Origin of the sequence: Geojedonia litorea, assembly GCF_042654525.1 — a bacterium.
GTDB lineage: Bacteria > Bacteroidota > Bacteroidia > Flavobacteriales > Flavobacteriaceae > Geojedonia > Geojedonia litorea.
This window is the reverse complement of sequence record NZ_JBHSGP010000004.1, coordinates 185,277-208,939: the sequence shown is the minus strand read 5'-3', so window position 1 is coordinate 208,939 and position 23,663 is coordinate 185,277. Positions and strand designations below refer to the sequence as shown.

Below are 23,663 nucleotides of genomic sequence, written 5' to 3'. Positions count from 1 at the left end.
TGAATTAAAATTTTAAGTTAACTCCTAATAAAAATGTTCTTGGGTTAGGATAAAATCCTTGGTCAATTCCACCACCAATTGGTGCGCCACTTGAAGTGGTTGGATCATAACCTCTATATTCGGTTAAGGTCACAAGATTACTGGCCGAGACATATATTCTAAAGTTGTCTATTTTAGAATCTTCTGAAGGTTTATTGAATGTATAACCTAATTGTACATTTTGAAGTCTTACAAAAGATCCATCTTCTACAAAATAATCTGAAAATAAACCATTAGAATTAGCTCCAGTAGTTACTCGAGGTGTGGTGTTGCTTGTTCCTTCACCTGTCCAACGATCTAAAAAGTATATACTTCTGTTCGTCAGGTTTTGATTTCTCTCATAATTACGGACGATTTCATTTCCAACAGAAGCAAAAGCATAGGCCGCGAAGTCGAAGTTTTTAAACTCAAATGACAAGTTAAGACCCATTGTGGCATCAGGAATAGGATTACCAATATCGGTTTTATCATCATCATCGATCACACCGTCATTATTGATGTCTACAAATCTCAAATCTCCTGCTTGAACTACATTAGTAATTGTTGGATAACTATCTACTTCGGCTTGATTTTGAAACACGCCATCTGTTTTAAAACCTCTAAAATAGCCCAAAGGAAAACCAGCTTCCATTCTAGATGGAGGATCCTGTCCTACACCAAATGAACCTCCTGGTAGAAACCCACCATCCGTACTCACTGCGATGACCTCATTATCCAATAGTGTGACGTTATAGTTGACACTAAATTTAAAATTGTCACTTATATTTTCTTTATATCCAATAGCAAATTCAAATCCAGTGTTCTCAACAATACCTGCATTAACCACCGGTGGTCCAGATCCTGGCGCTCCTACTCCCAACAAGCCTGATACTTGTGGAACAACCAATAGATCTTCAGTTCTTCTTTTAAAATAATCTGCTGTGATATCAACTTTGTTATTCAACACTCTCATATCAACACCAATATCCAATGTTTTTTGTTTTTCCCATTTTATTTCTGGGTTGGCCACAGCTCCAATTGCCGAACCAAATACTAATTCGTCATCAAACACATAAGTACCTTCACCATTCAACAAAGACACAAACCTGTAATCAGCAATCCTATCGTTACCTAGAATACCGTAGGAAGCCCTAAACTTTAAAAAGTTAATGACATTACTATCTTTTAAAAAATTTTCATCAGAAGCAATCCATCCAATAGAGCCTGAAGGGAAATAACCAAATTTGTTTTCTGGTCCAAACTTGGTAGAGCCATCACGTCGTACTACAGCAGACAACAAATATTTTCCTTTATAGTCGTACTGAAGTCTAGTTAAATAAGATAATAAGCGAGAATCAAACGTTGGATTTCGTCCTAACGCTTGGTTAATGTCCTCGACATCTCTTGCTTTCTCAATTGTTGCATTTATGATATTATTATCAGTAATATCATAGCCTCTAAAACCAGTAAATTCTCCCGTAGTTTTTAAAACTGATGTTCCTAAAATGACATTTATGTTGTGAACATCATTGATATTGTTTTCGTATTTAATAAAGGCATCAAACGTATAATCCTTAAAGTAGCTCAGTCCTTCAAATACCTCACTTCTATCTTTATTGAATACCTTACCACTTCCGTAGAATACTATAGGACTAAAAACCCTACTTCGCACTTCAGCGTAATTATACTGAATATTAGTTTGTGCAGTGAAATGATCTAAAAAATTATAGGATAGACCAGCATTGGCACTTATCCTATCGACTCTTGTTCTATTGTAGGCGTCTGCAGTTTGTGCAATTGGATTGATAACCTCATTTCCTAGGCCTTCAGCCAATGTAAAATCACCATTGGCATTCCTTACAGTTAAAGTTGGTGCCATATTTAAAGCATTAAACAAAACTGAACCTAATGCCGATTCACTTAAATTACGCTTGCTTGTACCTGTATGGGTAATACCTGAAGTAAATTTAAGACCTTCTAAAATATCGAGGTTATAATTGAGTCGTTTAGTAAAACGGGTGAAATTGGATTTTTTTCCTCCAACAATACCATCTTGTTTCAGCATTGAACTACTAAATGAGTAAACCGATTTTTTTGTCCCTCCTTTAATTGCGATGGAATGATTGAATATTGGGGCATTTTCAAAAACCTCGTCCTGCCAGTCTGTCCCTATACCAAGTGTCGATAAATCTGTAAATGGCGGTGTTGATCCTCCAGCAGCAAAAGCTTCATTCACCAATGCGGCATATTCTGTTGCATTTAAAACAGGTATTTTACGGGTAGTTTGTTGGAAACCTCCATATGCGTTATACTCTACCGTAAGAGGCATTTCTTTACGTCCATTTTTGGTTGTTATCAAAACAACACCATTTGCTGCTCTAACACCATAAATACCGGCCGTTGCATCCTTGATTACATTCACGGATTCGATATCACTAGGATTTATAACACTTAAATCTTCAATTACACTACCATCAACTAAAATTAGAGGTCTACTATCTCCATTTGTTGATATACCCCTGATACTAATAGTTGTATTTCCACCTGGAGATCCAGATTGTGATGTAATATTAACACCAGCTACTTGCCCTTGAAGTGCTTGTTCAACACGTGTAGGTTTTAAGGCTTCTATGGTTTCACTGGAAACTACACTAACAGCTCCTGTGATTTCCTTTTTGGTTTGAGTACCGTAGCCAATCACCACTACCTCGTTAAGGGCTTCGGCATCTTCTTGTAATGTAACTGTCAAAGTATTGCTATTTGTAATAGTAACTTCTCGAGTTTGGTAACCTAAATACGAAAACACCAAAATAGAATTCATTGGCACATTACTTATTGAGAATTTACCATCAAAATCGGTTGTGGCGCCTTTAGACGTACCCTTTAGAATAATGTTTACTCCAGGCAATGGAATTCCATTGGCTCTATCGGTAACATTACCGTTTACAGTAATATCTTGGGCAAACGAAAATGTTGAACAGAGTAAAACTAAAAACGCTAGAATTTTTGTTGTCATATCTTAAAATCTTTGTATTCAAAACTACAACACGACTTTAAGAATACCTTAAAATACAGCACTACAAAAAGTATACAATTCAAAAAAAATGCATTTCCATTAAAGAATTCGCAATTTTCATGGTGCTACTCTAGGATAACACTCCTTTTGTAAAAAGTAAATTGTGGATTAAATTTTAACATTCACAGCTAAATGTTGTGGTAATGTATAGGTGAAAATATAATATGTATAGGGCTTAAATTTCCAAGATGTAATTTGTTAAGCTTTCATCGTGCTCTAAATTCATTTTTTTTCTTAAACGGTAGCGTTTTACTTCTACACTTCTAGGTGAAATGTTGAGGAGCGGTGCGATTTCCTTAGATGATAAATTCAACCTCAAGTACGCACAAAGTCTTAAATCGTTGGGCGTTAATGCCGGATGTTGACTTTTAATTTTCTTTAGAAAGTCCTTATCAGCATTATTAAAGGCTTCTTGAAACAAATTCCAGTCATCAGTATTATTGAGGTTTCTATCGATAATTTTTATAACAGAACTTAATCCTTTACCAGTACTATTTTTTGCTTTAAGTTCTGTTTTTAAGCTATTTAAAAATTCATTTTTCTTTATTAAGCTCATGGTAGAAATAGCCAACTCCCTGTTTTTACTTTCAATATCCTGTTGCAGTTTTTCGTTTTCAAAACGGGTCAATTGTTCCTTGTTCTCCAACTTTTTGAGTTCAAGTTCTCTTGCGGTTTCTTTCATTAACTTTAATTGCTTTTTCTCATAATAGTGTTTGTAGAGATTATGCATAAAATATGAAAAGAGTATAACACCTAATACATAGAGAATAATGGCTATAGTTGATAAATGCCAAGGTTTTTCGATACTAAATTTATAAGATCCTATATTAGTAGTTATACTGTTCCCAACACGTCCTCTTACATTAAACTCATAATCACCAAATGGCAAGTTATTAAACTGTACACTCGGATCATCTGACCATTCACTCCAATGATTGTACAATCCTTTTAACTGGTATTGATATTCTTGTTCTAGATACTTATCAAATTCAGCAATACTATAAGTAAAGTCTATATTGTTTTCCTTATTCTTAAAAGAAATAAAGTTCTTTAAGTTTATTGGTAAAGGATCTTCACCTAACTTATTATTTCTAACAGAATTAATATGAATTTCATAGGTTTTAGATTCCAGTTTTCCCATGTTAATCATAATATAACCATTAAAAGACCCTAATAAAAATTCATTGTTCCCTAAATTAGAAATGGATTCGTACCCAGTCACGCCCTTTCTTAAGCTATACGGAAACGAAATAGTATTCAATTTTGGGGTATTGGTAAGCTCTCCTGGCGACACAAAAGTCAGACCTTTTTTTGAAAATCCCCAAAGTATTTTAGTGTCTTGATCTGCAATTAATTTACCCGAATTGTAACTTTCTTCATCAAAAACCTTACTCAAAAGTGTGTCGTTAATAAACTTTCGACTTATTTTATCATATCTATAAACGCCCTCTTTATAAGCATACAGGATGGCGTTATCATATTTTAAAACACTAGAATTTGAACCCTTATCTACCGATGTTTCTGTTTCAATTTTAATGGCTTTCACATAGGAATCATTAAGTGTTACCTTAAAAAGACCTTTATACTCATGACTCACAAAAACTTCGTGATAATTTAGGAATTCAAAATGTCTTGCTGAAATATCAAAGCCTTGTATTTTATTTCTAAAGGACCATTTGCCCTCATTTTTTTCTAGAACATAAAGTCCATTATAATTCCCTTGAATTAATAAATCTTTATTGCTTTGTGGAATAGATCGAATGCTCCAAGTTCCATCAATATCACAAATGAGTTCTACTTTATCTCTTTTTACAACATAGGTCCCATTATTATGACCACAAAACAAGGTGTTATCATATTCTTGCAGACACCAAACTTGACCTCTGGTTTCTTGTATTAATTTAAAAGAATCATTAGTGTTATATGCCTTATAAAAAAGGCCTTGATTAGTTCCTAAATATAGAAAATCATCGTAAACCGCAGAAGCATAAATCGTACCCAAATTACCATCAGCATCATTAAATACCTTATACGGAGAGGCCATATTTATACAATTAATACCATTATCCAATCCTAACCAAATATTCCGTTCTTCATCTTCAAAAAGAGATAAAACAGTGTTGTTACTTACACCTTTTGATTGATTAATTTCATAAATTAAATCTCCTTTTTCGGATAAGTAAACAAGTCCTTTAGAAATTGTTCCTAAAGCGAAACTGTTATCGCGTAATTTAATACTACTATATATACTTATTTGATTTAAGAATGCATTGGCTGATATATCCCATATATGCATTTTACCATCAATCAAATAATAAAATCCTTTACTTTGAGTTTGAAATAATAATTTGTTGTCATGACTGTAGGCATTAACCACAATATTATCTTGGACAATGGCGTCATTTGAAATCAGGACTTCTTCTCCATTTTCTATTTTATAAATACCATCATTCATTTTCTGAAAATAGATACTGCCATCGACCTTAAACATTTTTGGGAGATAGGTTTTAGATCTTATTATTTTAAACTCTTTTAATACGGTATCATAGATATATAAATTGTTTAAAGACTGAAATAAAATATAATGATCAATGTCTACAATATTCCAAAATTCTTCATCAACTAAAAACTCTATTCCTAATTCTTTTGAAAGTGAAACATATTCTAAACTTCCAAACGCATTAGGCTTCCAATAGCCAAATTCATTATGCAAACCAATATAGATTAAATCATTTATAACCTTTACCGATCTTATTATAGATTCATTTGGAGATGGATAGCGTTTCCAATAAGCACCGTTAAATTCTAATAAGCCTTTATTGTTAGCGACGTAGATATATTTGTTTGAAGATTGAGAAATACCCCAATTTTGATTCTCACCGTTATACATACTAGGAGTAAACACCTGAATAGGTGGTAATTCTTGTGCATTCACCAATGAAATACTCAAAAAAAGAAAAATAAGGCTATATTTTAGTTGATGTAACAAATTAGGACTTATTGATATTACAATACAAGTATACAAATTAATAAAGCAAACTGTAATAGGAATAATTATAACATAAATATAAATCAATTCTCTAGTTTATTTATTTCTGTAGTTGCACCTCATTTCACAAAATAATCATCAAATGAAAGGCGACTTTTTTTATGTAATTTTGCATCATGCGTTTTAAAGTTAAATCAGAATTTAAGCCCACTGGAGATCAACCAGAAGCTATCAAACAATTAGCAGAAGGAATCAACTCCAATGAAAAATACCAAACCTTATTAGGTGTCACTGGTTCTGGTAAAACATTTACGGTTGCCAATGTGATTGAGGCTGTACAACGACCTACACTGGTTTTGGCACACAATAAAACTTTGGCCGCCCAGCTTTATTCAGAATTTAAACAGTTTTTTCCAGATAACGCTGTTGAATATTTTGTGTCGTACTATGATTATTACCAACCCGAAGCCTATATACCTGTTTCGGGAGTTTATATAGAGAAGGATCTTTCCATCAATGAGGAAATTGAAAAAATGCGCTTAAGCACAACCTCATCCCTTCTATCGGGGCGTCGTGATGTGATTGTTGTTGCTTCGGTATCCTGTCTTTATGGTATTGGTAATCCGGTTGAATTCCAAAAAAATGTCATTTCCCTAAAAAAAGATCAAGTCATTTCTCGCACCAAACTGTTACATCAATTGGTGCAGAGTTTATATTCTCGAACTGAAGCGGAATTTAATCATGGTAATTTTAGGATCAAAGGCGATACCGTTGATGTATTTCCAAGTTATGCCGATGATGCCTTCAGAATTCATTTTTTTGGCGATGAAATTGAAGAGATTGAAGCTTTTAATATACAAACCAATCAAGTTATTGAGAAATATGACCGGTTAAATATTTATCCAGCCAATATGTTTGTTACGTCTCCCGAAGTTCTTCAGAATGCGATTAAAGACATTCAGGATGACTTGATGAAGCAATACGACTATTTTAAAGATATAGGCAAACACCTTGAAGCAAAACGCCTTAAAGAACGTACAGAGTTTGACCTCGAAATGATACGTGAATTAGGTTATTGCTCTGGAATTGAAAATTACTCCCGTTATTTAGATGGTCGTCTTCCCGGAACTCGCCCCTTTTGTTTATTGGATTACTTTCCCGATGATTTTCTAATGGTGGTTGATGAAAGTCATGTCACCATATCTCAAGTCCATGCTATGTATGGTGGAGATAGAAGTCGAAAAGAAAATTTAGTAGAATACGGATTTAGGCTTCCGGCCGCAATGGATAATCGCCCCCTAAAGTTCGAAGAATTTGAAGCTTTGCAAAATCAAGTCATTTATGTGAGCGCCACACCAGCGGATTATGAGTTACAAAAAACAGACGGTATTTACGTTGAACAAGTGATTAGGCCTACAGGACTTTTAGATCCAATAATTGAAGTACGCCCCAGTTTGAATCAAATTGATGATTTAATAGAGGAAATACAACAACGCGTCGAAAAAGATGAACGTACTTTAGTGACCACTTTGACCAAACGTATGGCCGAAGAATTGACTAAATATTTAGACCGAATTCAGATAAGAGTGCGTTACATCCACAGTGATGTGGATACCCTAGAACGTGTGGAAATTATGCAAGACCTTCGCAAAGGATTGTTTGACGTTTTGGTGGGCGTTAATTTATTACGTGAAGGACTGGATTTACCTGAAGTTTCTTTAGTTGCTATACTTGATGCTGATAAGGAAGGGTTTTTACGATCGGCGCGTTCACTAACGCAAACTGTTGGTCGGGCGGCTCGTCATCTTGATGGAAAAGCCATTATGTATGCTGATAAAATTACCAATAGTATGCAAAAAACTATGGATGAGACCAATTACCGCCGAGAAAAACAAATTGCTTATAATACAGCCAACAATATAACGCCAACAGCCTTGAACAAAAGCTTAGCCAATGCGCTTGCTAAAAACTCGGTGAGCACTTATAGTTATGAATTAGAAGCCTTAAAAGCTGCCGAACCTGAAAGTGCGTATTTAAGTAAAGGTGAACTAGAAAAAAAGATTCGTGAAAAACGAAAATTCATGGAAGAAGCAGCCAAAGCTTTAGACTTTATGCAAGCTGCCAAGTTTAGAGATGAAATAAAAATGTACCAAGATAAATTAGAGAAACTAAAGGTGTAACCAAATTTCAAATTAAAAGTACCAAAATCCAACAATCCTATCATTAATATAGTAATTGGAATTTGAAATTTCAATATTGGGTATTAACCCTAATTGTACTGAACCTTAAATATTTCAATTAAAAAGTCAGGTGGAACAATTTTATTTGGAAAACTTTCCATCACATCCAAAACCCTATTTATAGACTCATGGCTCAAACCCATTCGTAGTCCAAAGTTGTGGAGTTTAATCAAATCCTTGTCACCAATAGTTTGGTCTAAATTCATTAATAAAACTAAACGATGAAACTGAACGATGCGTTCACTATGCGATTTTAAATGGACGTAGGTTACTGGATGCGCAAATAAATAATCAAAATCTTCCTGGCAAATTTCGAGCTGTTTAGCAACTCCCAATAAAAATTTGTACTCAATAGATTTAATATTTGCATCGATTTGGGCGAAGGCGATCATTTCTGAAAGCAGACTCAATTTTTCAACACGATTTATCATTGTGAGGAGGATTAATTATTCAATATAAAGTTAAGCAGATTTCAAATGTGATAATCCCGCATATTTTGTAGCTTATCGAAAAAAAAAGTGCTTTTCGTCGTTTATTTCGTACAATGACCTTAAAATAATATTTAAAATGCTGATTAACAGACTATTATATCATTTTTGCATTTCGTCGAATATCGGGAAACCATTTGTTGTAACGATGCAAATCCCTATTGTTGAAATTTAATGGGTTTAATATTTTGCTTTTATTAAATTTATGTCATGAAAATCGTGTCTTTCCTTTTTTTCTATATCCTAGTTTCAGTATTTAAAATTGACGCCCAAAGCACGGCATCTAAACAGGTTAATACGTTCATAATAGATGCACCTCAACTTCAAACTCAAAAGACTATTTGGGTTTACCTGCCTAAAGGTTATAACGATTCCAACTCATCATATCAGGTTATTTACATGCATGACGCTCAAAATCTTTTTGATGAAAAGACTTCCTATGTTGGGGAATGGAAAATTGATGAATATTTAGATGCTCTAGAGACCAATCCATCAATTATAGTTGGTATTGAACACGGCAACGAAAAACGTATTGATGAACTCACCCCTTTTACAAATGAAAAATATGGCGGCGGAAAAGCAGATGCGTATTTAAACTTTATCATAGAAACTCTAAAACCTGTAGTCGATTCAACCTACAGAACCTTATCATCTAAAGAAAACACCATAATTTGGGGTTCGTCATTAGGAGGTTTGACATCGCTTTACGCTGTACTAAAATATCCTGCAACTTTTGGAAAAGCCGGCGTATTTTCACCTGCAATATGGATTAATAAGGATGAACTATTCAGATTTATTGCTAGTTCAAATATAGACTCAAATAAAAAGTTTTACTTTTTGGTAGGTTCGGAAGAGGGTAAATCTACCGATAGTATATCGATTATGGTAACAGATCAACATGAAATAGTTAAATTGCTCAAAGAAAAAGGCGTTAACAACAACCATATTATAGATAGAGTAATCCCAGAAGGCCATCACAATGAAACCCTTTGGAGTACCAACTTCCCAGAAGCTTATCAATGGCTAATTAATAATGATTAATGAAAAATGACTAATGACAAATAATGATATCCTTAAAAAGTTACGTGTAGCACTAAAATTGCGCGATGACGACATTGTAAAGATTTTGGCACTCGTAGATTTTAGAATTTCAAAAAGTGAATTGGGTGCCTTCTTTAGAAAAGAAGACCATCCTAAATATATGGAATGTGGTGACCAAATTTTACGAAATTTTCTCAATGGTTTGGTCATTCATCTACGTGGTCCTATGCCCAATAAAGAAGAGAAAAAGCCTAAAACATAAAAACCCCTAACATTGTTAAGGGTTTTTATCAGACTAAAACAAATAATTAGTTTATTGTTTTGCAGTTATCCTAACCGGTACAATATAATATCTGTTTTTATTGTTCACATCAATTGACAATTTGTTATAGTTTAATCTGTGTTTAATGTAACTCTCTACACCTTTTTCATTTGAATCTACAGAAAGCACAACAATTTGATTGTCTTGGTTGAATAAAATTTTAACATTGGCAAACACATCATTGCCTACTTTAAAATTTGGATTTTTTAGAAGCTTTCCAATTTCGTTAGAAATAACTGTTGGAGCATCATTTGATGGATTTGACCCCGCATAAAGGGCACTGCTGAAAGCAAAAACTGCTACTAGCGCGAAAATTTTGATTGATTTCATGATTTTTGATTTTTTGATTAATGAATTTGTAGTAAAGACGTTTATCAAAACATAATGTTACACATTATCACCGATTTAACCCTTTTTTAACAAATTACACTAAGAATTAACACTAATTCACAAAACCCCATAAAAAAAGCCCTCAACCAGTGAGAGCTTTTAATTATTCTAAAAAGATGACCTATTAAGCTAATACAGCCTGTACCTTATCAGCAGCTTCTTGGAATTCAACTGCACTTTGAACATCGAGACCAGAACTGTCAATTAATTCTTTAGCAATATCAGCATTGGTACCTTGTAATCTTACAATAATTGGAACATTGATTGTTCCCATATTTTTATAGGCATCAATAACGCCTTGTGCTACTCTGTCACAACGAACTATACCACCAAAAATATTAATTAAAATAGCCTTTACAGCTGGATCTTTCAATATAATTTTGAATGCCGCTTCCACACGCGCTGCATCTGCTGTACCTCCAACATCTAAAAAGTTGGCCGGTTCGCCTCCAGCTTGCTTGATCAAGTCCATTGTTGCCATAGCAAGCCCTGCACCATTCACCATACACCCTACATTACCGTCTAAATCAACATAATTTAAACCTACTTCTTTAGCTTCTACTTCAATAGGATTTTCTTCACGTAAGTCTCTTAAATTTACGTAATCTTTATGTCTATATAAGGCGTTGTCATCAATGGTTACTTTAGCATCAACTGCCATAATTTTGTCATCGCTTGTTTTTAAAACTGGATTGATTTCAAATAATGAAGAATCTGACTTCACATAAGCGGTGTAAAGTGATGACACAAATTTGGTCATTTCCTTAAAGGCTGTACCAGACAAGCCTAAATTAAACGCAATGCGTCTTGCTTGAAAAGGCATCAGTCCTACTGAAGGGTCTATTTCTTCGGTAAATATTAAATGTGGTGTTTCTTCAGCAACTGTTTCAATATCCATACCACCTTCAGTTGAATACATGATCATGTTACGACCAGTACCACGATTTAAAAGTACTGACATATAAAATTCACTTGTTTCACTAGCTCCAGGGTAATAGACATCTTCAGCAATTAAAACTTGATGAACTCGTTTTCCTTCCTTAGAGGTTTGTGGCGTGACTAAATTCATTCCAATAATTTGTCCAGCTATCTGTTCAACTTCCTTAAGGTTTTTGGCTAACTTAACTCCACCTCCTTTTCCACGTCCACCTGCATGGACTTGTGCTTTAATAACATACCAACTCGTTCCTGTCTCTTGAGTTAATTGCTTGGCAGCGGCTACTGCTTCATGAGCATTTTGAGCTACTATACCACGTTGGATGCGCACTCCAAAACTGCTTAAAATCTCTTTGCCTTGATATTCGTGTAAGTTCATTCTAGTTTCAAATGTTTATAGGCACAAAAGTAATCATCCTTACCCTTTTAACCAATAATTTTTAATAATGATTAATTAGCTTATGAAAAACACATTCATTACCCCTTATTTTTAAAGAATTATTAGCTTTTGAGTAGAAAAAACTTTATAGCTTTGCAACTTTAATTATAAAACCTAATAAAAATGGAACAAAACACCTTGTTACAAATTGCAAAGGACTTCGGAAGTCCAGTTTACGTTTACGATGCCGAAAAAATCACATCGCAATACAAACGTTTAACTTCTGCATTTAGTAAGGTGAAGAAGTTGAAGATTAATTATGCCGTCAAGGCACTATCCAATCTTTCGGTTCTTAAATTGTTCAACACTTTAGGTTCTGGATTAGATACTGTATCTATTCAAGAAGTAAAATTAGGTCTGGCAGCAGGATTCGAACCTAAACAAATTATTTTCACACCAAATGGTGTTTCACTTAAAGAAATTGAAGATGTCGCTAAATTAGGCGTTCAGATTAATATCGACAACCTGTCTATTTTAGAGCAATTTGGTACAAAATACCCAAAAATTCCAGTATGTGTTAGAATTAACCCACATGTTATGGCAGGTGGAAACACGAATATTTCGGTTGGGCATATTGATAGTAAGTTTGGAATTTCGATACACCAAATCCCTCACATCCTTAGAATTGTTGAAAACACCAAAATGAATATCAATGGTATTCATATGCATACGGGAAGCGATATTTTGGATATTGATGTGTTTTTATATGCTAGTGAAATTTTATTTGATACTGCGAAAAGCTTTAAAAATTTAGAGTTTATAGATTTTGGTTCTGGATTTAAAGTTCCTTACAAAGCTGGAGATATTGAGACCAATATTGAAGAGTTGGGTGAAAAATTAACCAAACGTTTTAATGACTTTTGCAAAGAATACGGTAAACAACTAACCCTAGCCTTCGAGCCAGGTAAATTTTTAGTGAGTGAAGCCGGCGTATTTTTAGCTAAAGTTAATGTTGTTAAACAAACCACTTCAACCGTATTTGCACAGATTGATTCTGGGTTTAACCACTTAATAAGACCGATGCTTTATGGATCACAGCATGAAATTATTAATATTTCAAATCCAAATGGTCGTGAACGTTTTTATTCGGTTGTGGGTTATATCTGCGAAACAGATACCTTTGCAAATAACAGACGCATAAACGAGATTAGTGAAGATGATATTTTATGCTTTAAAAATGCTGGAGCTTATTGCTTTACAATGGCAAGTAATTACAACTCTCGCTACCGTCCAGCAGAAGTACTTTGGTATAAGGACAAAGCACATTTAATCAGAAAAAGAGAAACTTTTGAAGATATATTAAAGAATCAAGTAGAGATTCAATTCTAATCTAAAAGCGCCTTTGTTAAGGCGCTTTTTTTATTTCCAAAAATTGGTCCTTTGGAATTTCTATATTGGAAACAAATAAATTCGTATTTTTCCAGTATATACACAATTTATGGCTAACCAATTCAATATCAATAAAGATATCCGACTTGCTGAAACGCTTCCTGCTGAATTTTATAGAAGCGAAAAAGTCTTCAATGCTATAAAGGAAACTATCTTTCTAAAAACCTGGCAATGGATAGGCGACGATAGTTTGGTGCCTTTTACAGAAACGGTGCACCCTTTTATTCTTTTGGATAATTATATTACTGAACCTTTAGTACTTGTTCGTGATAAGTCCGACACTATTAAATGTTTAAGCAATGTCTGTACCCATCGCGGTAATATTGTTGTGGCCAATTCTGGAAAGGCAACACAGCTACGCTGTTTATATCATGGAAGACGCTATAATTTGGATGGTTCATTTAAGTCCATGCCCGAATTTGAACAGGCAAAAAACTTTCCAAGGCCATGTGACGATTTACGGGAATTTATGGTAGCCACTTTAGACCCTTTTATTTTTGTGAGTCTAAATCCTATATTTGATTTCGATACGGTGTTACAGGTGATGATTGATCGTATTGGCTTTTTACCGCTCCACCAATTTAAACATCGAAAGGATTTAAGTAAAGACTATCTGGTCAATTGCCATTGGGCATTATACTGTGATAATTATTTGGAAGGTTTTCATATCCCTTTCGTGCATGATTCATTAAACGATGTTTTGGATTATGGTAATTACACCACCGAAATTTACGAGCATTGCAATCTTCAAATAGGTTATGCCAATTCTGGTGAAGAAGTGTTTGAATTACCAGAATACCATATCGATTATGGCAAAAACGTGGGCGCCTATTATTACTGGATCTTTCCTAATATGATGTTCAACTTTTATCCTTGGGGACTATCTATTAATATTGTAAAACCTATAAGTTTGAACAAAACAAAAGTTAGCTTCATTACCTATGTTTATGATGAAAACAAATTGAATAAAGGAGCTGGAGCTTTATTAGACAAAGTAGAACGTGAAGATGAATTTGTAGTCGAAAGCGTTCATAAAGGCGTACAATCTAGATTTTACAATACAGGACGTTTTTCACCTACACGAGAAAAGGGTGTACATCATTTTCATAGGTTATTAGCAAGCTATTTAAAATAATTTTTATATCATACAAAACTAAATATCAGATAGTTACCACAAGTGAAGGCGTGATAACTATAGTCCCAGTTATTCAACTAAGCAGTTTTTTTACTATATTTATAAATCTTAAAAATTCTTAATAGCACATTTTTAAGCTTTTACAAGAGCTTAAATATTAGTTTGTCCCGAATTAATATTGGTTTAAGTGCCCTAGATTAATTTTTGTTGATTGATTATTCCATTAGATCAAAATGATCTGATGCTGTATTATATAGTTCTAACCAAACCAAAAATTATGAGAAAATTAGTGTATTTAATCATGCTATTACCATTTTTGATAGTAGCACAAGGAAATGATAGTTTTTTACTAAATCTATCAGAAATAACAGTAAAACCTGGACATGAAGCTCAATTTACTGAAGGCATAAAAGCTTGGAAAAAGTGTTATTTAGATAATGAAGGAAAAGACAAATGGAATATTTGGCGTCGCGTACAAGGCGAAGGCAGTGTTTATGTATTCACATCAACTATGGCTAAATGGGCCGAAATGGATGATCAAGGTGATGAGGCTGGAAAAGATTGTCAAATGAAAGTGGTTAATCTCATTATGCCACATGTAAAAAAATTTCAGTTTAACATTGCACGGTTAATGCCTAACTTAAGTAGAACAGGTGCTCTCCCTGATGACACAAAGTTAGTTTGGGTTTACAATGTCAAAACCAATGCCGGTAATAACTTTAGAGAAGCAGTTAGTGAATTGGTGTCTGCTATGAAAAAGGCCGAAGGTGATTCAAGAGGCATTTGGTATGATGTTCAAGGTGGCGGACCTGATGCTCCTAATTATTTCGTTTCAGTTCCGTTCAAAAACTTTGCGGACATGGATGTTGACCGAGATGGTGTTTGGGGGATTTATGAAAAAGCCAATGGCAAAGCTAAAACTGATGCTTTGCGCGCTAAATTTAGAAACGCTGTGTCCAGTGACTGGTCATATATGTATACTCTTAACGAGGAGCTATCTAACCGATAACCAACCTTTTAAAATAGCTCTGTTATTATTCGGATGTGAATTTAATCACATCCGAATATGTTTTAACTAGATTGTAAAATATTAATATAAAAACAATGGAAACTTTACAGTGGAGCCGTTTTGAAAAGCAAATCTACATCCATACATCGGTAGAAAAACTTTACCAACTTTGGGCTACAAAATCGGGTATTACCTCATGGTTTTTAAGTAAAGCTGTTTATATCTCTAAAGATGGAACCGAACGGGATGCGCATGACTATATTCAAGCAGGTGATTCATACTCGTGGTTCTGGCATAATTGGGATGGACAGGAAGATGGTAAAATTATTCAGGCAAATGGCAAGGATTTTCTGCAACTAACTTTTGGTAATTCAATTCTAGATATTACTTTAAAAGCCTTAGGAAATGTAACATTAGTCATCTTAAATCAGCATGATATTCCTGAAGATGAAGACAGCAAACTCAAAATATTTTATGGCTGTAGTAATGGTTGGACCTTTTGGTTAACTAATTTAAAAGCCTATGTAGAACATGGCATTTTATTAAATGAAACTGAAATCAACCTAAAAGAAAATAAACTATCCGATTACGTCTTTGTGAACATGTAAGATTTTTCACTATATTTAAACAATCTCCCAAGTCTTTTTTGGTTAATAGCAACTAATAAAAAAGACCTTTATGTACGACTCTAGCTTTTCGAAGTTATCCAAGTATTCTTCTTTTGGTATTTCAAATCTTTACTTACAATATATTTTAACCATCTTTTCTGGTTTTACGTAATTCTGAATTTTTATCACTGAAGATTTCAAAACATACGTTTCATTTTTCCAACTAACCAACCAACCAAAATGATAACCACAGAACCAGCCTTTGCCCCATTGAGTCCTAAAGATCGAATTCATTCACTTGATATTATGAGAGGAGTAGTATTACTCGGTATTTTACTAATGAATATTAATGGGTTTGGTCTCGCTGGAGCCTATGGAGACCCAACCGTTTCTGGAGGTGCTACCGGGTGGAATTTAACCACTTGGATTGGAACTAATTTATTATTTGAAGGCACAATGCGAGCTTTATTTTCACTATTGTTCGGCGTTGGGATGTTCATTTTGTTAGATCGTCTTGAGAAAAAAGGCGCTGGATTAAAAGGCGCTAACATCTATTTCAGACGACTTCTTTGGCTATTAGTTTTTGGCCTCATTCATGGATACCTGCTTTTATGGACAGGTGAAATTTTATATCAATATGCATTAATGGGATTTTTAGTCTACTCGTTTAGGTATTTAGCACCTAAAAAGTTGATTTTTGGAGCGCTATTGTTATTCAGCATTGGAGCCCTATGGAGTTATGCAGACTACAAAAAAGACGTCAAGTACATGGAAGATGTTGCCTTAATTGAAACCTATAGGGCCGAAGGAAAAGAATTAACCAAAGATCTTAAAGAATCCGATTTTAAATGGCAAAACAGAAATTATGAACGATCTGCAGAAGGTGTAGCTGAATTTAATGATAATATGCGTAAAGGCTATTTTGATGTCGTAGCATTTCTCGGTCCAATTAATCAGCATACGGATGAAAATTGGCCTTACAGATATGACCTTTGGGACGTACTTAGTATGATGTTTTTGGGTATCGCCTTATTTAAATTAAACATTTTATCGGCTGAAAAATCATATCTATTTTATGGTCTAATGGCTATGATTGGGTATGCTGTTGGTTTAACAACTAACTATTTTGAAATCAGTTATATCATGGACAACAACTTTTCCTTATTGAGTTATTCTAAAACAAATATAACCTATGACTTGGGCCGCGTAGGCATTGCCATGGGTCATGTAGGCTTAATAATGCTTATTTGCAAACTTCCCGTTTTGAAATGGCTAAAAATGAGTCTTTCTGCAGTTGGCAAAATGGCACTTACCAATTATGTTATGCATTCGGTGATATGTATGTTCATATTTACTGGTGTAGGCTTTGGGCTATTTGGCAAACTTGAGCGTTTTGAATTACTTTATGTCGTCCTTGGCATATGGATTCTTCAATTAATAGTGAGTCCAATCTGGCTTAAGTATTATCGCTTTGGACCCTTGGAGTGGATATGGCGAAACTTAAGTTATATGAAAAAACACAGCATTAGAAAACAACAACTTTAAATAAAAACTACAACATTATGAAAACAACAATTAAATTTTTACTGATTATTGTAAGCTTTGGAATCACATCTTGTAATGATGCCAAGGTTGATAAAAACATTGCGATGTACACCCAAACTTGGGATCAAATCATCAATGATGGCAATTTAGACCTTATCAATGACACTAATTTCACAGAAGATATTACCATGGTATCCAGCCCAGAAAACGTGGTTGGGATTGACAATTTTAAAGCGTACTATTCAAACTTTGTTACTGGATTTTCAGATGTGGAGTTCACCATCGAAGATGTGTTTGGGCAAGGCGATAAACTTGTAAAACATTGGAATTTTAAAGGCACCCATTCAGGTGAGTTTTTTGGTATGCCAGCAACTGGTAATACAGTTGATGTCACTGGAACTACTTTGGTAACCATGAAAGACGGTAAAATTGCCAAAGAACAAGACTTTTTTGACAATATGGTGTTTTTACAACAATTAGGTGTTTTATCCAATCCTGATAATGTGAACGCCATTAATCATCTTTACAACAGTTTTGCTGCTGGAGATATTGATAGTGTTTTAGCAGGTTTAGACGCAAATGTGGTTTGGAATGAAGCTGAAGGCAATGCCTATGCCGACGGTAACCCGTACATAGGACCTGAAGCCGTTTTAAATGGTGTTTTTGCTCGCGTTGGAGGCGAATGGGATGGCTTTAAATTAGTGAACATTGAATTACATGATATGTCAAATAATCAAGTGCTTGCTACTTTACGTTACAACGGAACCTATAAAAAGACTAAAAAATCAATTGATGCACAAGTTGCACATTTATGGACTCTTAAAGATGGAAAAGCCATTGCTTTTCAACAATATGTAGACACTAAACAACTGGCTGATGCCAGTAAGTAATACCATAAAGATTATTAACTCTCATGAAACAATCTAAACTTATATCCATTTCGGGACCGTATGGCTTTTTAAAAGTAATAGCTTGGGTATTTCTAATTTTATTTGCAGGCAGATTTGTAGTCAAGGATGCCCTGCCTTATTTCGGGATGGATCCAAATGTCCTTGGACGATATTGGGATCTTAAATGGTGGTTAATTGGTCATGTTTCGGGAGGTTTATTAGCCTTGGTTATAGGTCCATTTCAATTTTGGAAGGCTTTTAGAAATAAATACCTCAAACTGCACAGATGGATGGGACGTTTCTATCTATCAGCTATAGTAATTGGCACGATAAGTTCAACATATTTAGCATGGACCGCAGCCCTAGCGATTCATTGGACTTGGGCATTTGCCTTACAAGGACTTGCATTCGCATGGATTTGTACAGCAGCAATGGCATATCGTGCCATCTTGCAACGAAAAATTGAACAGCATAGAGAATGGATGATTCGCAGCTATGTGGTCACCTTTGCATTTGTTAGTTTTAGATTTCTAGATGAATTACCATTTGTTCAAAGCCTTGGCAGTTTTATAGAGCATGCTCCAACCTCCATTTGGGTTTCATGGGTGATTCCGCTATTTATAACCGAAATGGTATTGCAATGGAATAAGAAATAATTTTTATGTGAAACTGACTTTTTATACAAATTATAAACTTTAGAAAAACGTATTGAAATGAATCTAGTAAAATCAAGCAGAATTCAATCTATAGATCTGTTAAGAGGTCTTGTTATGGTCATTATGGCGTTAGATCATGTTAGGGACTATTTCCATTTAGGAGCCTTTCATTATGACCCAGTAAATATGGATACGACTACGCCGATGCTATTTTTTACGCGATTCATTACACATTATTGCGCACCTATATTTGTGTTCTTGGCAGGGACTTCGGCATTTTTATATGGCTCAAGAAAAACAAAATCTGAATTATTTAAATTTTTAGTCACCCGCGGCTTATGGCTCATCGTTGTAGAAATCGTAATCATGAACTTTTTATGGTGGTTTGATGTAAGTTATGGCTTTATCAATCTGCAAGTGATTTGGGCCATTGGAATATGTATGATTTTGTTAGGTTTCTTAATTCTTCTACCCTTAAAAGTGATATTAATTTTTGGTTTAATAATGGTTTTTGGTCATAATGCTTTAGATGGTATTGTCATGCAAGGCTCTGATTTTAAGTCTGTACTTTGGTATGCCTTGCATCAACAAAATTTTGTACCAATGGGATCCCGAATGGTAGGCCTTTTCTACCCTATTATCCCCTGGGTTGGAGTTATGGGATTAGGGTACTGCTTTGGTAAACTTTATCAATCTGGTTTTGATGCTAGTTTACGTAAAAAATGGCTGCTCTGGTTAGGTCTAGGAAGTATAATACTCTTTTTTGTTTTAAGAGGAATTAATAGCTACGGAGACATGATTCCATGGTCCCAACAAAAAAACACAACTTTTACTATAATGTCATTTTTTAATGTGTATAAGTATCCTCCATCACTTTTATTCTTATTAATCACAATTGGGCCGGGATTCTTGTTTTTATTTTTCACTGAATCTGTTAAAAATAAAGTCACCGAGTTTCTGTTGGTTTTTGGGCGCGTACCGTTTTTCTATTACGTCTTGCACGTGTTTTTAATTCATGCTTTGGCAATGGGCACTCATGCCTTACTTGGAGGTAATTGGCGAGATTTGATTTTAGACGCCAATATTTTCACGACGAACACTTTTGCAACTTACGGCTATTCACTTTTTGTAGTCTATCTAGTTTGGATTGGCGTAGTTCTACTTCTCTACCCCGTTTGTAAAAAATATATGACCTATAAAATTAATAACAAGGATAAGTGGTGGTTAAGCTATCTATAACTAAATATTAATGAATTTTAGCTAACAAAACCCAACTTATAAATTGTTATGTATCTTTAGTTTATTATGATTAAACCTTTAAATATTAACTTAATGAGATTAGTTTATCTATTACTTTTCAGCCTTTTTCTTATTCCTTTAAACCTTCAAGCCCAAAAACGGAACAAAACAAAATCAGAACCCAAAATCACGGTTTCTGATTCTATGTTCCATAATTTAAAGTGGCGGAATATTGGGCCTTTTAGAGGCGGACGAAGCGTTGCCTCAACTGGAGTTCTTGGTCAACCTTACACCTATTACATGGGATCTACAGGTGGCGGCGTATGGAAAACCACTGATGACGGCCTCACATGGAAAAACATATCCGACGGTTTCTTTAAAACTGGAACTGTAGGTGCAATTGCAGTTTCAGAAAGTGATCCCAATGTCGTAGTAGTTGGTATGGGAGAACACGCTGCCAGAGGAGTGATGACTTCAATGGGTGATGGTGTTTATAAATCGACCGATGCAGGTAAAACATGGACGCATATTGGCCTAGAAAAATCAAGACACATTTCAGACGTCATTATCCATCCTAACAATCCAGATATTATTTATGTAACGGCACAAGGCGCACAATATGCACCTTCAGATGACCGTGGTGTTTATCGCTCCACTGATGGCGGAACAACTTGGAAAAATATCCTTTCTGTCAACTCTACCACAGGTCCTTCTTCCTTATCTATGGATATGAATAACCCACGAATTCTCTATGCCGCTATGTGGCAACACAGGCGTTATCCTTGGATTATGGAATCGGGAGGAGAACATTCTGGGCTGTATAAATCTACTGATGGTGGCGACACTTGGGATAAAATGGAAAAAGGACTTCCTGAAGCTTTTGGGAAAGCTGGAATTTCAGTGTCTCGCGCCAATTCAGATCGTGTTTATGCGGTCATTGAAGCCGAGGACAAAAAAGCAGGGGTTTACAGGTCTGATGATGCCGGAAAAACATGGAAGCAAATCAACAGTGACCGTGTCAATATTACACGCTCATGGTATTACATGGAGATTTTTGCAGACACTCAAAATGAAGACCTCGTGTATGTGTTGAACGCTCCCATGATGAAATCCATAGATGGAGGAAAAAGCTTTTCAAATGTGCCTGTTCCTCATGGTGACAACCATCACCTTTGGATTCATCCCTACAATAACAAGGTGATGATCAACTCTAATGATGGTGGCGCCAATGTTTCAAACAACGGCGGACAAAGTTGGAGCACTCAAGAAAACCAACCTACAGCTCAATTTTACCGTGTCATCACCGATAATCAAGTTCCTTATATGGTCTATGGTGGACAGCAGGACAATTCTGCCATTGCCATCGCTAGTAGAACCAATGGCGCAGGAATTGACTGGAAAGACTGGTATTCAGTAGCGGGTGGTGAAAGTGCCTTTATTGCGTTTGATCCAGATGATCCAAAAGTTGTGTATGGCGGCACTTATCAAGGCAATATCAGCAAATGGACCAAAGCTTCAAACGAACAAAAATCAATTAAGGAATACCCTGAATTAGGCTTGAGTATTGCTCCAAAAGATTCAAAATTCCGCTACAATTGGAATGCGCCAATAATCACTTCGCCACACAACCGAACTACGATTTATCATGCGGGGAACGTCGTTTTCAAAAGCACCAATGAAGGCATAAGTTGGACTGCTGTTAGTCCTGATCTCACTAAAAATGAAGTTGATAAACACGGCCCAGGTGGTGGTCCCTACACCAATGAAGCGGCAGGTGGAGAAAATTATAACACCATAACCGCTTTGGTGGAATCCCAACACGAAGTTGGTGTTTTATATGCTGGTACAGATGACGGTTTAGTGCACATAACTAAAAATGGCGGTCAAAGTTGGACCAATATTACACCTAAAGGCATCCAAGATGGAATTATTAATAGCATCGACGTATCTGAACATAACTCTGCTACGGCCTATATTGTAGTAATGCGTTATAAATCGATGGATTTAAATCCATACATTTTTAAAACTAGTGACTACGGGCAAACATGGACCAAAATTGTAAACGGTTTGAATGATCCAAATGGTTTTGGGAGAGTTGTAAGGGCAGATAAAAAACAAAAAGGTCTGCTGTATGCCGGAACAGAAACTGGATTATACATCTCAACAGATGATGGCCAAAAATGGCAAAATCTTCAATTGGGCATGCCCGTTGTACCTATTAATGATTTAATTATTCAGGATAATGATTTGGTAGCCGCCACTTCTGGGCGAGGTTTTTGGGTTTTAGATGACCTTTCGGCACTTCAAAATTTAACTTCAAACAAAACATCAGTTTCACTATTCAAACCTAAAGATACCTATCGCATTTTTGGAGGAAGTATTGATAATTTCACTCCTGGCCTTGGACAAAATCCAAAACAAGGCCTCACTTTTGATTATTATTTAGGAAAAGATGCAGATTCATTAGATCTAAAATTAGAAGTTCTAGAAAACAACAAAGTCATTAGATCGTACACCAATAAAAAACCTAAAGGATTTAAATCATGGCCTGGAGGACCTTCAGCTTCAAAAATTCTTCCTACAAAACAAGGGTACAATCGATTTACCTGGGATTTTGAACGCGACCCTTTACCTGCCATTGATAATGTGTTTGTGTTTGGCGGACATAGCGGTTCAAAAGTTGCACCAGGGCAATTTGTATTGCGACTTACCTTAGACAACGAGGTGTCAGCAACCGAAGTCAATATTCTTCCAAATCCTTCAATTGAAGCTACGGCCCAAGATTTTAGTGAGCAACAGTCTATGTTGGCTACCATTGAAAATGTGGTGAAGGATATGCACGAATCGGTAAATCAAATGCGTTCATCCAAATCGCAATTAGAACATTATGCCAAACTGTTAAAGGATAAAAAAGGTGCAGACTCGCTAGTTGCAAAAGGCAAAGCACTCATTAAACGCATTGATACCTGGGAACAAAACCTGATTCAACCTAAACAAAAAACCTTTCAGGATGTGATTAATTTCAACAATATGCTTAATGCGCAATTTATTCATTTAAAAAGCTATATCGATGAAGCAGATCCTAAAGTAACTGCTGGCGCCAGAGAACGTTTACAAGATTTATTAAAGGATTGGAGTGTTTATGAAAAAGAGCGTGATGCCATTATCGCTAATGAGATGAAGGCATATAACACCCTATATAAAACTCTAGAAATTCCGGCCTTGATTTTAAAGGATTGAATTAAATAAACAT

Annotated in this window: 17 protein-coding genes; 12 read left to right on the top strand and 5 right to left on the bottom strand. The window is 35.1% G+C overall.

Annotated features, from left to right (window positions below; all coding sequences use genetic code 11):
- Window positions 1-4: 4 nt before the first annotated feature.
- Window positions 5-3,034: a SusC/RagA family TonB-linked outer membrane protein gene (locus ACFO5O_RS01020; protein WP_387960068.1), complete on the bottom strand. Its 3,030-nt coding sequence runs from the start codon at window positions 3,032-3,034 to the stop codon at window positions 5-7.
- Window positions 3,035-3,269: 235 nt separating this feature from the next.
- Window positions 3,270-6,044 carry a helix-turn-helix and ligand-binding sensor domain-containing protein gene (locus tag ACFO5O_RS01015; protein WP_387960066.1) on the bottom strand — a complete coding sequence of 925 codons (2,775 nt, stop codon included), beginning with the start codon at window positions 6,042-6,044 and terminating at the stop codon, window positions 3,270-3,272.
- Window positions 6,045-6,259: 215 nt separating this feature from the next.
- Here ACFO5O_RS01015 and uvrB point away from each other — a divergent pair, with 215 nt between their 5' ends.
- Entirely contained in the window at window positions 6,260-8,263 is a 2,004-nt protein-coding gene (gene uvrB, locus ACFO5O_RS01010) for an excinuclease ABC subunit UvrB (RefSeq protein ID WP_387960065.1), read from the top strand.
- 89 nt (window positions 8,264-8,352) lie between these two features.
- Here uvrB and ACFO5O_RS01005 read toward each other — a convergent pair whose 3' ends face one another.
- Window positions 8,353-8,754: a TerB family tellurite resistance protein gene (locus ACFO5O_RS01005; RefSeq protein ID WP_387960063.1), complete on the bottom strand. Its 402-nt coding sequence runs from the start codon at window positions 8,752-8,754 to the stop codon at window positions 8,353-8,355.
- Window positions 8,755-9,021: 267 nt separating this feature from the next.
- Between ACFO5O_RS01005 and ACFO5O_RS01000 the strand changes: the two genes are divergently transcribed.
- Window positions 9,022-9,852 carry an alpha/beta hydrolase gene (locus ACFO5O_RS01000; protein WP_387960061.1) on the top strand — a complete coding sequence of 277 codons (831 nt, stop codon included), beginning with the start codon at window positions 9,022-9,024 and terminating at the stop codon, window positions 9,850-9,852.
- Window positions 9,853-9,865: 13 nt separating this feature from the next.
- Window positions 9,866-10,114 (top strand): DUF1456 family protein, encoded by a 249-nt coding sequence (locus tag ACFO5O_RS00995; protein WP_387960059.1) that lies wholly within the window; start codon window positions 9,866-9,868, stop codon window positions 10,112-10,114.
- 51 nt (window positions 10,115-10,165) lie between these two features.
- Here the strand turns inward: ACFO5O_RS00995 and ACFO5O_RS00990 are convergent, their stop codons facing one another.
- Window positions 10,166-10,504, bottom strand: coding sequence for a hypothetical protein (locus ACFO5O_RS00990; RefSeq protein ID WP_387960057.1), 339 nt, complete (start codon window positions 10,502-10,504; stop codon window positions 10,166-10,168).
- A 184-nt stretch (window positions 10,505-10,688) separates the two neighbouring features.
- Window positions 10,689-11,879 (bottom strand): ADP-forming succinate--CoA ligase subunit beta, encoded by a 1,191-nt coding sequence (sucC, locus tag ACFO5O_RS00985; RefSeq protein WP_387960055.1) that lies wholly within the window; start codon window positions 11,877-11,879, stop codon window positions 10,689-10,691.
- 183 nt (window positions 11,880-12,062) lie between these two features.
- Between sucC and lysA the strand changes: the two genes are divergently transcribed.
- The 9 genes from lysA (at window position 12,063) to ACFO5O_RS00940 (ending at window position 23,650) form a co-directional block, all read left to right on the top strand.
- A complete protein-coding gene (gene lysA / locus ACFO5O_RS00980) occupies window positions 12,063-13,268 on the top strand; it encodes a diaminopimelate decarboxylase (protein WP_387960054.1) in 1,206 nt (401 codons plus the stop codon).
- 109 nt (window positions 13,269-13,377) lie between these two features.
- Window positions 13,378-14,463 (top strand): SRPBCC family protein, encoded by a 1,086-nt coding sequence (locus ACFO5O_RS00975; protein ID WP_387960052.1) that lies wholly within the window; start codon window positions 13,378-13,380, stop codon window positions 14,461-14,463.
- A gap of 277 nt (window positions 14,464-14,740) precedes the next feature.
- The gene (locus ACFO5O_RS00970) at window positions 14,741-15,472 is read left to right on the top strand and encodes a hypothetical protein (protein ID WP_387960050.1); all 732 of its coding nucleotides are present in this window, start codon (window positions 14,741-14,743) and stop codon (window positions 15,470-15,472) included.
- 95 nt (window positions 15,473-15,567) lie between these two features.
- Window positions 15,568-16,080, top strand: a complete 513-nt coding sequence (locus tag ACFO5O_RS00965) for an SRPBCC family protein (RefSeq protein ID WP_387960048.1) — start codon at window positions 15,568-15,570, stop codon at window positions 16,078-16,080.
- A gap of 240 nt (window positions 16,081-16,320) precedes the next feature.
- Complete coding sequence (locus tag ACFO5O_RS00960; protein WP_387960046.1) at window positions 16,321-17,625, top strand: DUF418 domain-containing protein; 1,305 nt, start codon at window positions 16,321-16,323, stop codon at window positions 17,623-17,625.
- A gap of 17 nt (window positions 17,626-17,642) precedes the next feature.
- Complete coding sequence (locus ACFO5O_RS00955) at window positions 17,643-18,515, top strand: ester cyclase (protein ID WP_387960044.1); 873 nt, start codon at window positions 17,643-17,645, stop codon at window positions 18,513-18,515.
- A gap of 23 nt (window positions 18,516-18,538) precedes the next feature.
- Window positions 18,539-19,171 carry a DUF2306 domain-containing protein gene (locus tag ACFO5O_RS00950; protein ID WP_387960042.1) on the top strand — a complete coding sequence of 211 codons (633 nt, stop codon included), beginning with the start codon at window positions 18,539-18,541 and terminating at the stop codon, window positions 19,169-19,171.
- 57 nt (window positions 19,172-19,228) lie between these two features.
- Window positions 19,229-20,410, top strand: a complete 1,182-nt coding sequence (locus ACFO5O_RS00945; RefSeq protein WP_387960040.1) for an acetyltransferase domain-containing protein — start codon at window positions 19,229-19,231, stop codon at window positions 20,408-20,410.
- 93 nt (window positions 20,411-20,503) lie between these two features.
- Window positions 20,504-23,650, top strand: a complete 3,147-nt coding sequence (locus tag ACFO5O_RS00940) for a VPS10 domain-containing protein (protein WP_387960038.1) — start codon at window positions 20,504-20,506, stop codon at window positions 23,648-23,650.
- Window positions 23,651-23,663 lie beyond the last annotated feature (13 nt).

Excerpts from the sequence above, each read along its gene's own strand:
- ACFO5O_RS01005 (WP_387960063.1), bottom strand. The coding sequence starts at position 8,754 with ATGATAAATCGTGTTGAAAAATTGAGTCTGCTTTCAGAAATGATCGCC.
- ACFO5O_RS00945 (WP_387960040.1), top strand. The coding sequence starts at position 19,229 with ATGAATCTAGTAAAATCAAGCAGAATTCAATCTATAGATCTGTTAAGA.
- ACFO5O_RS01000 (WP_387960061.1), top strand. The coding sequence starts at position 9,022 with ATGAAAATCGTGTCTTTCCTTTTTTTCTATATCCTAGTTTCAGTATTT.
- ACFO5O_RS01020 (WP_387960068.1), bottom strand. The coding sequence starts at position 3,034 with ATGACAACAAAAATTCTAGCGTTTTTAGTTTTACTCTGTTCAACATTT.
- ACFO5O_RS00940 (WP_387960038.1), top strand. The coding sequence starts at position 20,504 with ATGAGATTAGTTTATCTATTACTTTTCAGCCTTTTTCTTATTCCTTTA.
- ACFO5O_RS00970 (WP_387960050.1), top strand. The coding sequence starts at position 14,741 with ATGAGAAAATTAGTGTATTTAATCATGCTATTACCATTTTTGATAGTA.
- ACFO5O_RS00955 (WP_387960044.1), top strand. The coding sequence starts at position 17,643 with ATGAAAACAACAATTAAATTTTTACTGATTATTGTAAGCTTTGGAATC.
- sucC (WP_387960055.1), bottom strand. The coding sequence starts at position 11,879 with ATGAACTTACACGAATATCAAGGCAAAGAGATTTTAAGCAGTTTTGGA.
- ACFO5O_RS00965 (WP_387960048.1), top strand. The coding sequence starts at position 15,568 with ATGGAAACTTTACAGTGGAGCCGTTTTGAAAAGCAAATCTACATCCAT.
- uvrB (WP_387960065.1), top strand. The coding sequence starts at position 6,260 with ATGCGTTTTAAAGTTAAATCAGAATTTAAGCCCACTGGAGATCAACCA.
- ACFO5O_RS00950 (WP_387960042.1), top strand. The coding sequence starts at position 18,539 with ATGAAACAATCTAAACTTATATCCATTTCGGGACCGTATGGCTTTTTA.
- ACFO5O_RS00975 (WP_387960052.1), top strand. The coding sequence starts at position 13,378 with ATGGCTAACCAATTCAATATCAATAAAGATATCCGACTTGCTGAAACG.
- ACFO5O_RS00990 (WP_387960057.1), bottom strand. The coding sequence starts at position 10,504 with ATGAAATCAATCAAAATTTTCGCGCTAGTAGCAGTTTTTGCTTTCAGC.
- ACFO5O_RS00960 (WP_387960046.1), top strand. The coding sequence starts at position 16,321 with ATGATAACCACAGAACCAGCCTTTGCCCCATTGAGTCCTAAAGATCGA.
- lysA (WP_387960054.1), top strand. The coding sequence starts at position 12,063 with ATGGAACAAAACACCTTGTTACAAATTGCAAAGGACTTCGGAAGTCCA.
- ACFO5O_RS00995 (WP_387960059.1), top strand. The coding sequence starts at position 9,866 with ATGACAAATAATGATATCCTTAAAAAGTTACGTGTAGCACTAAAATTG.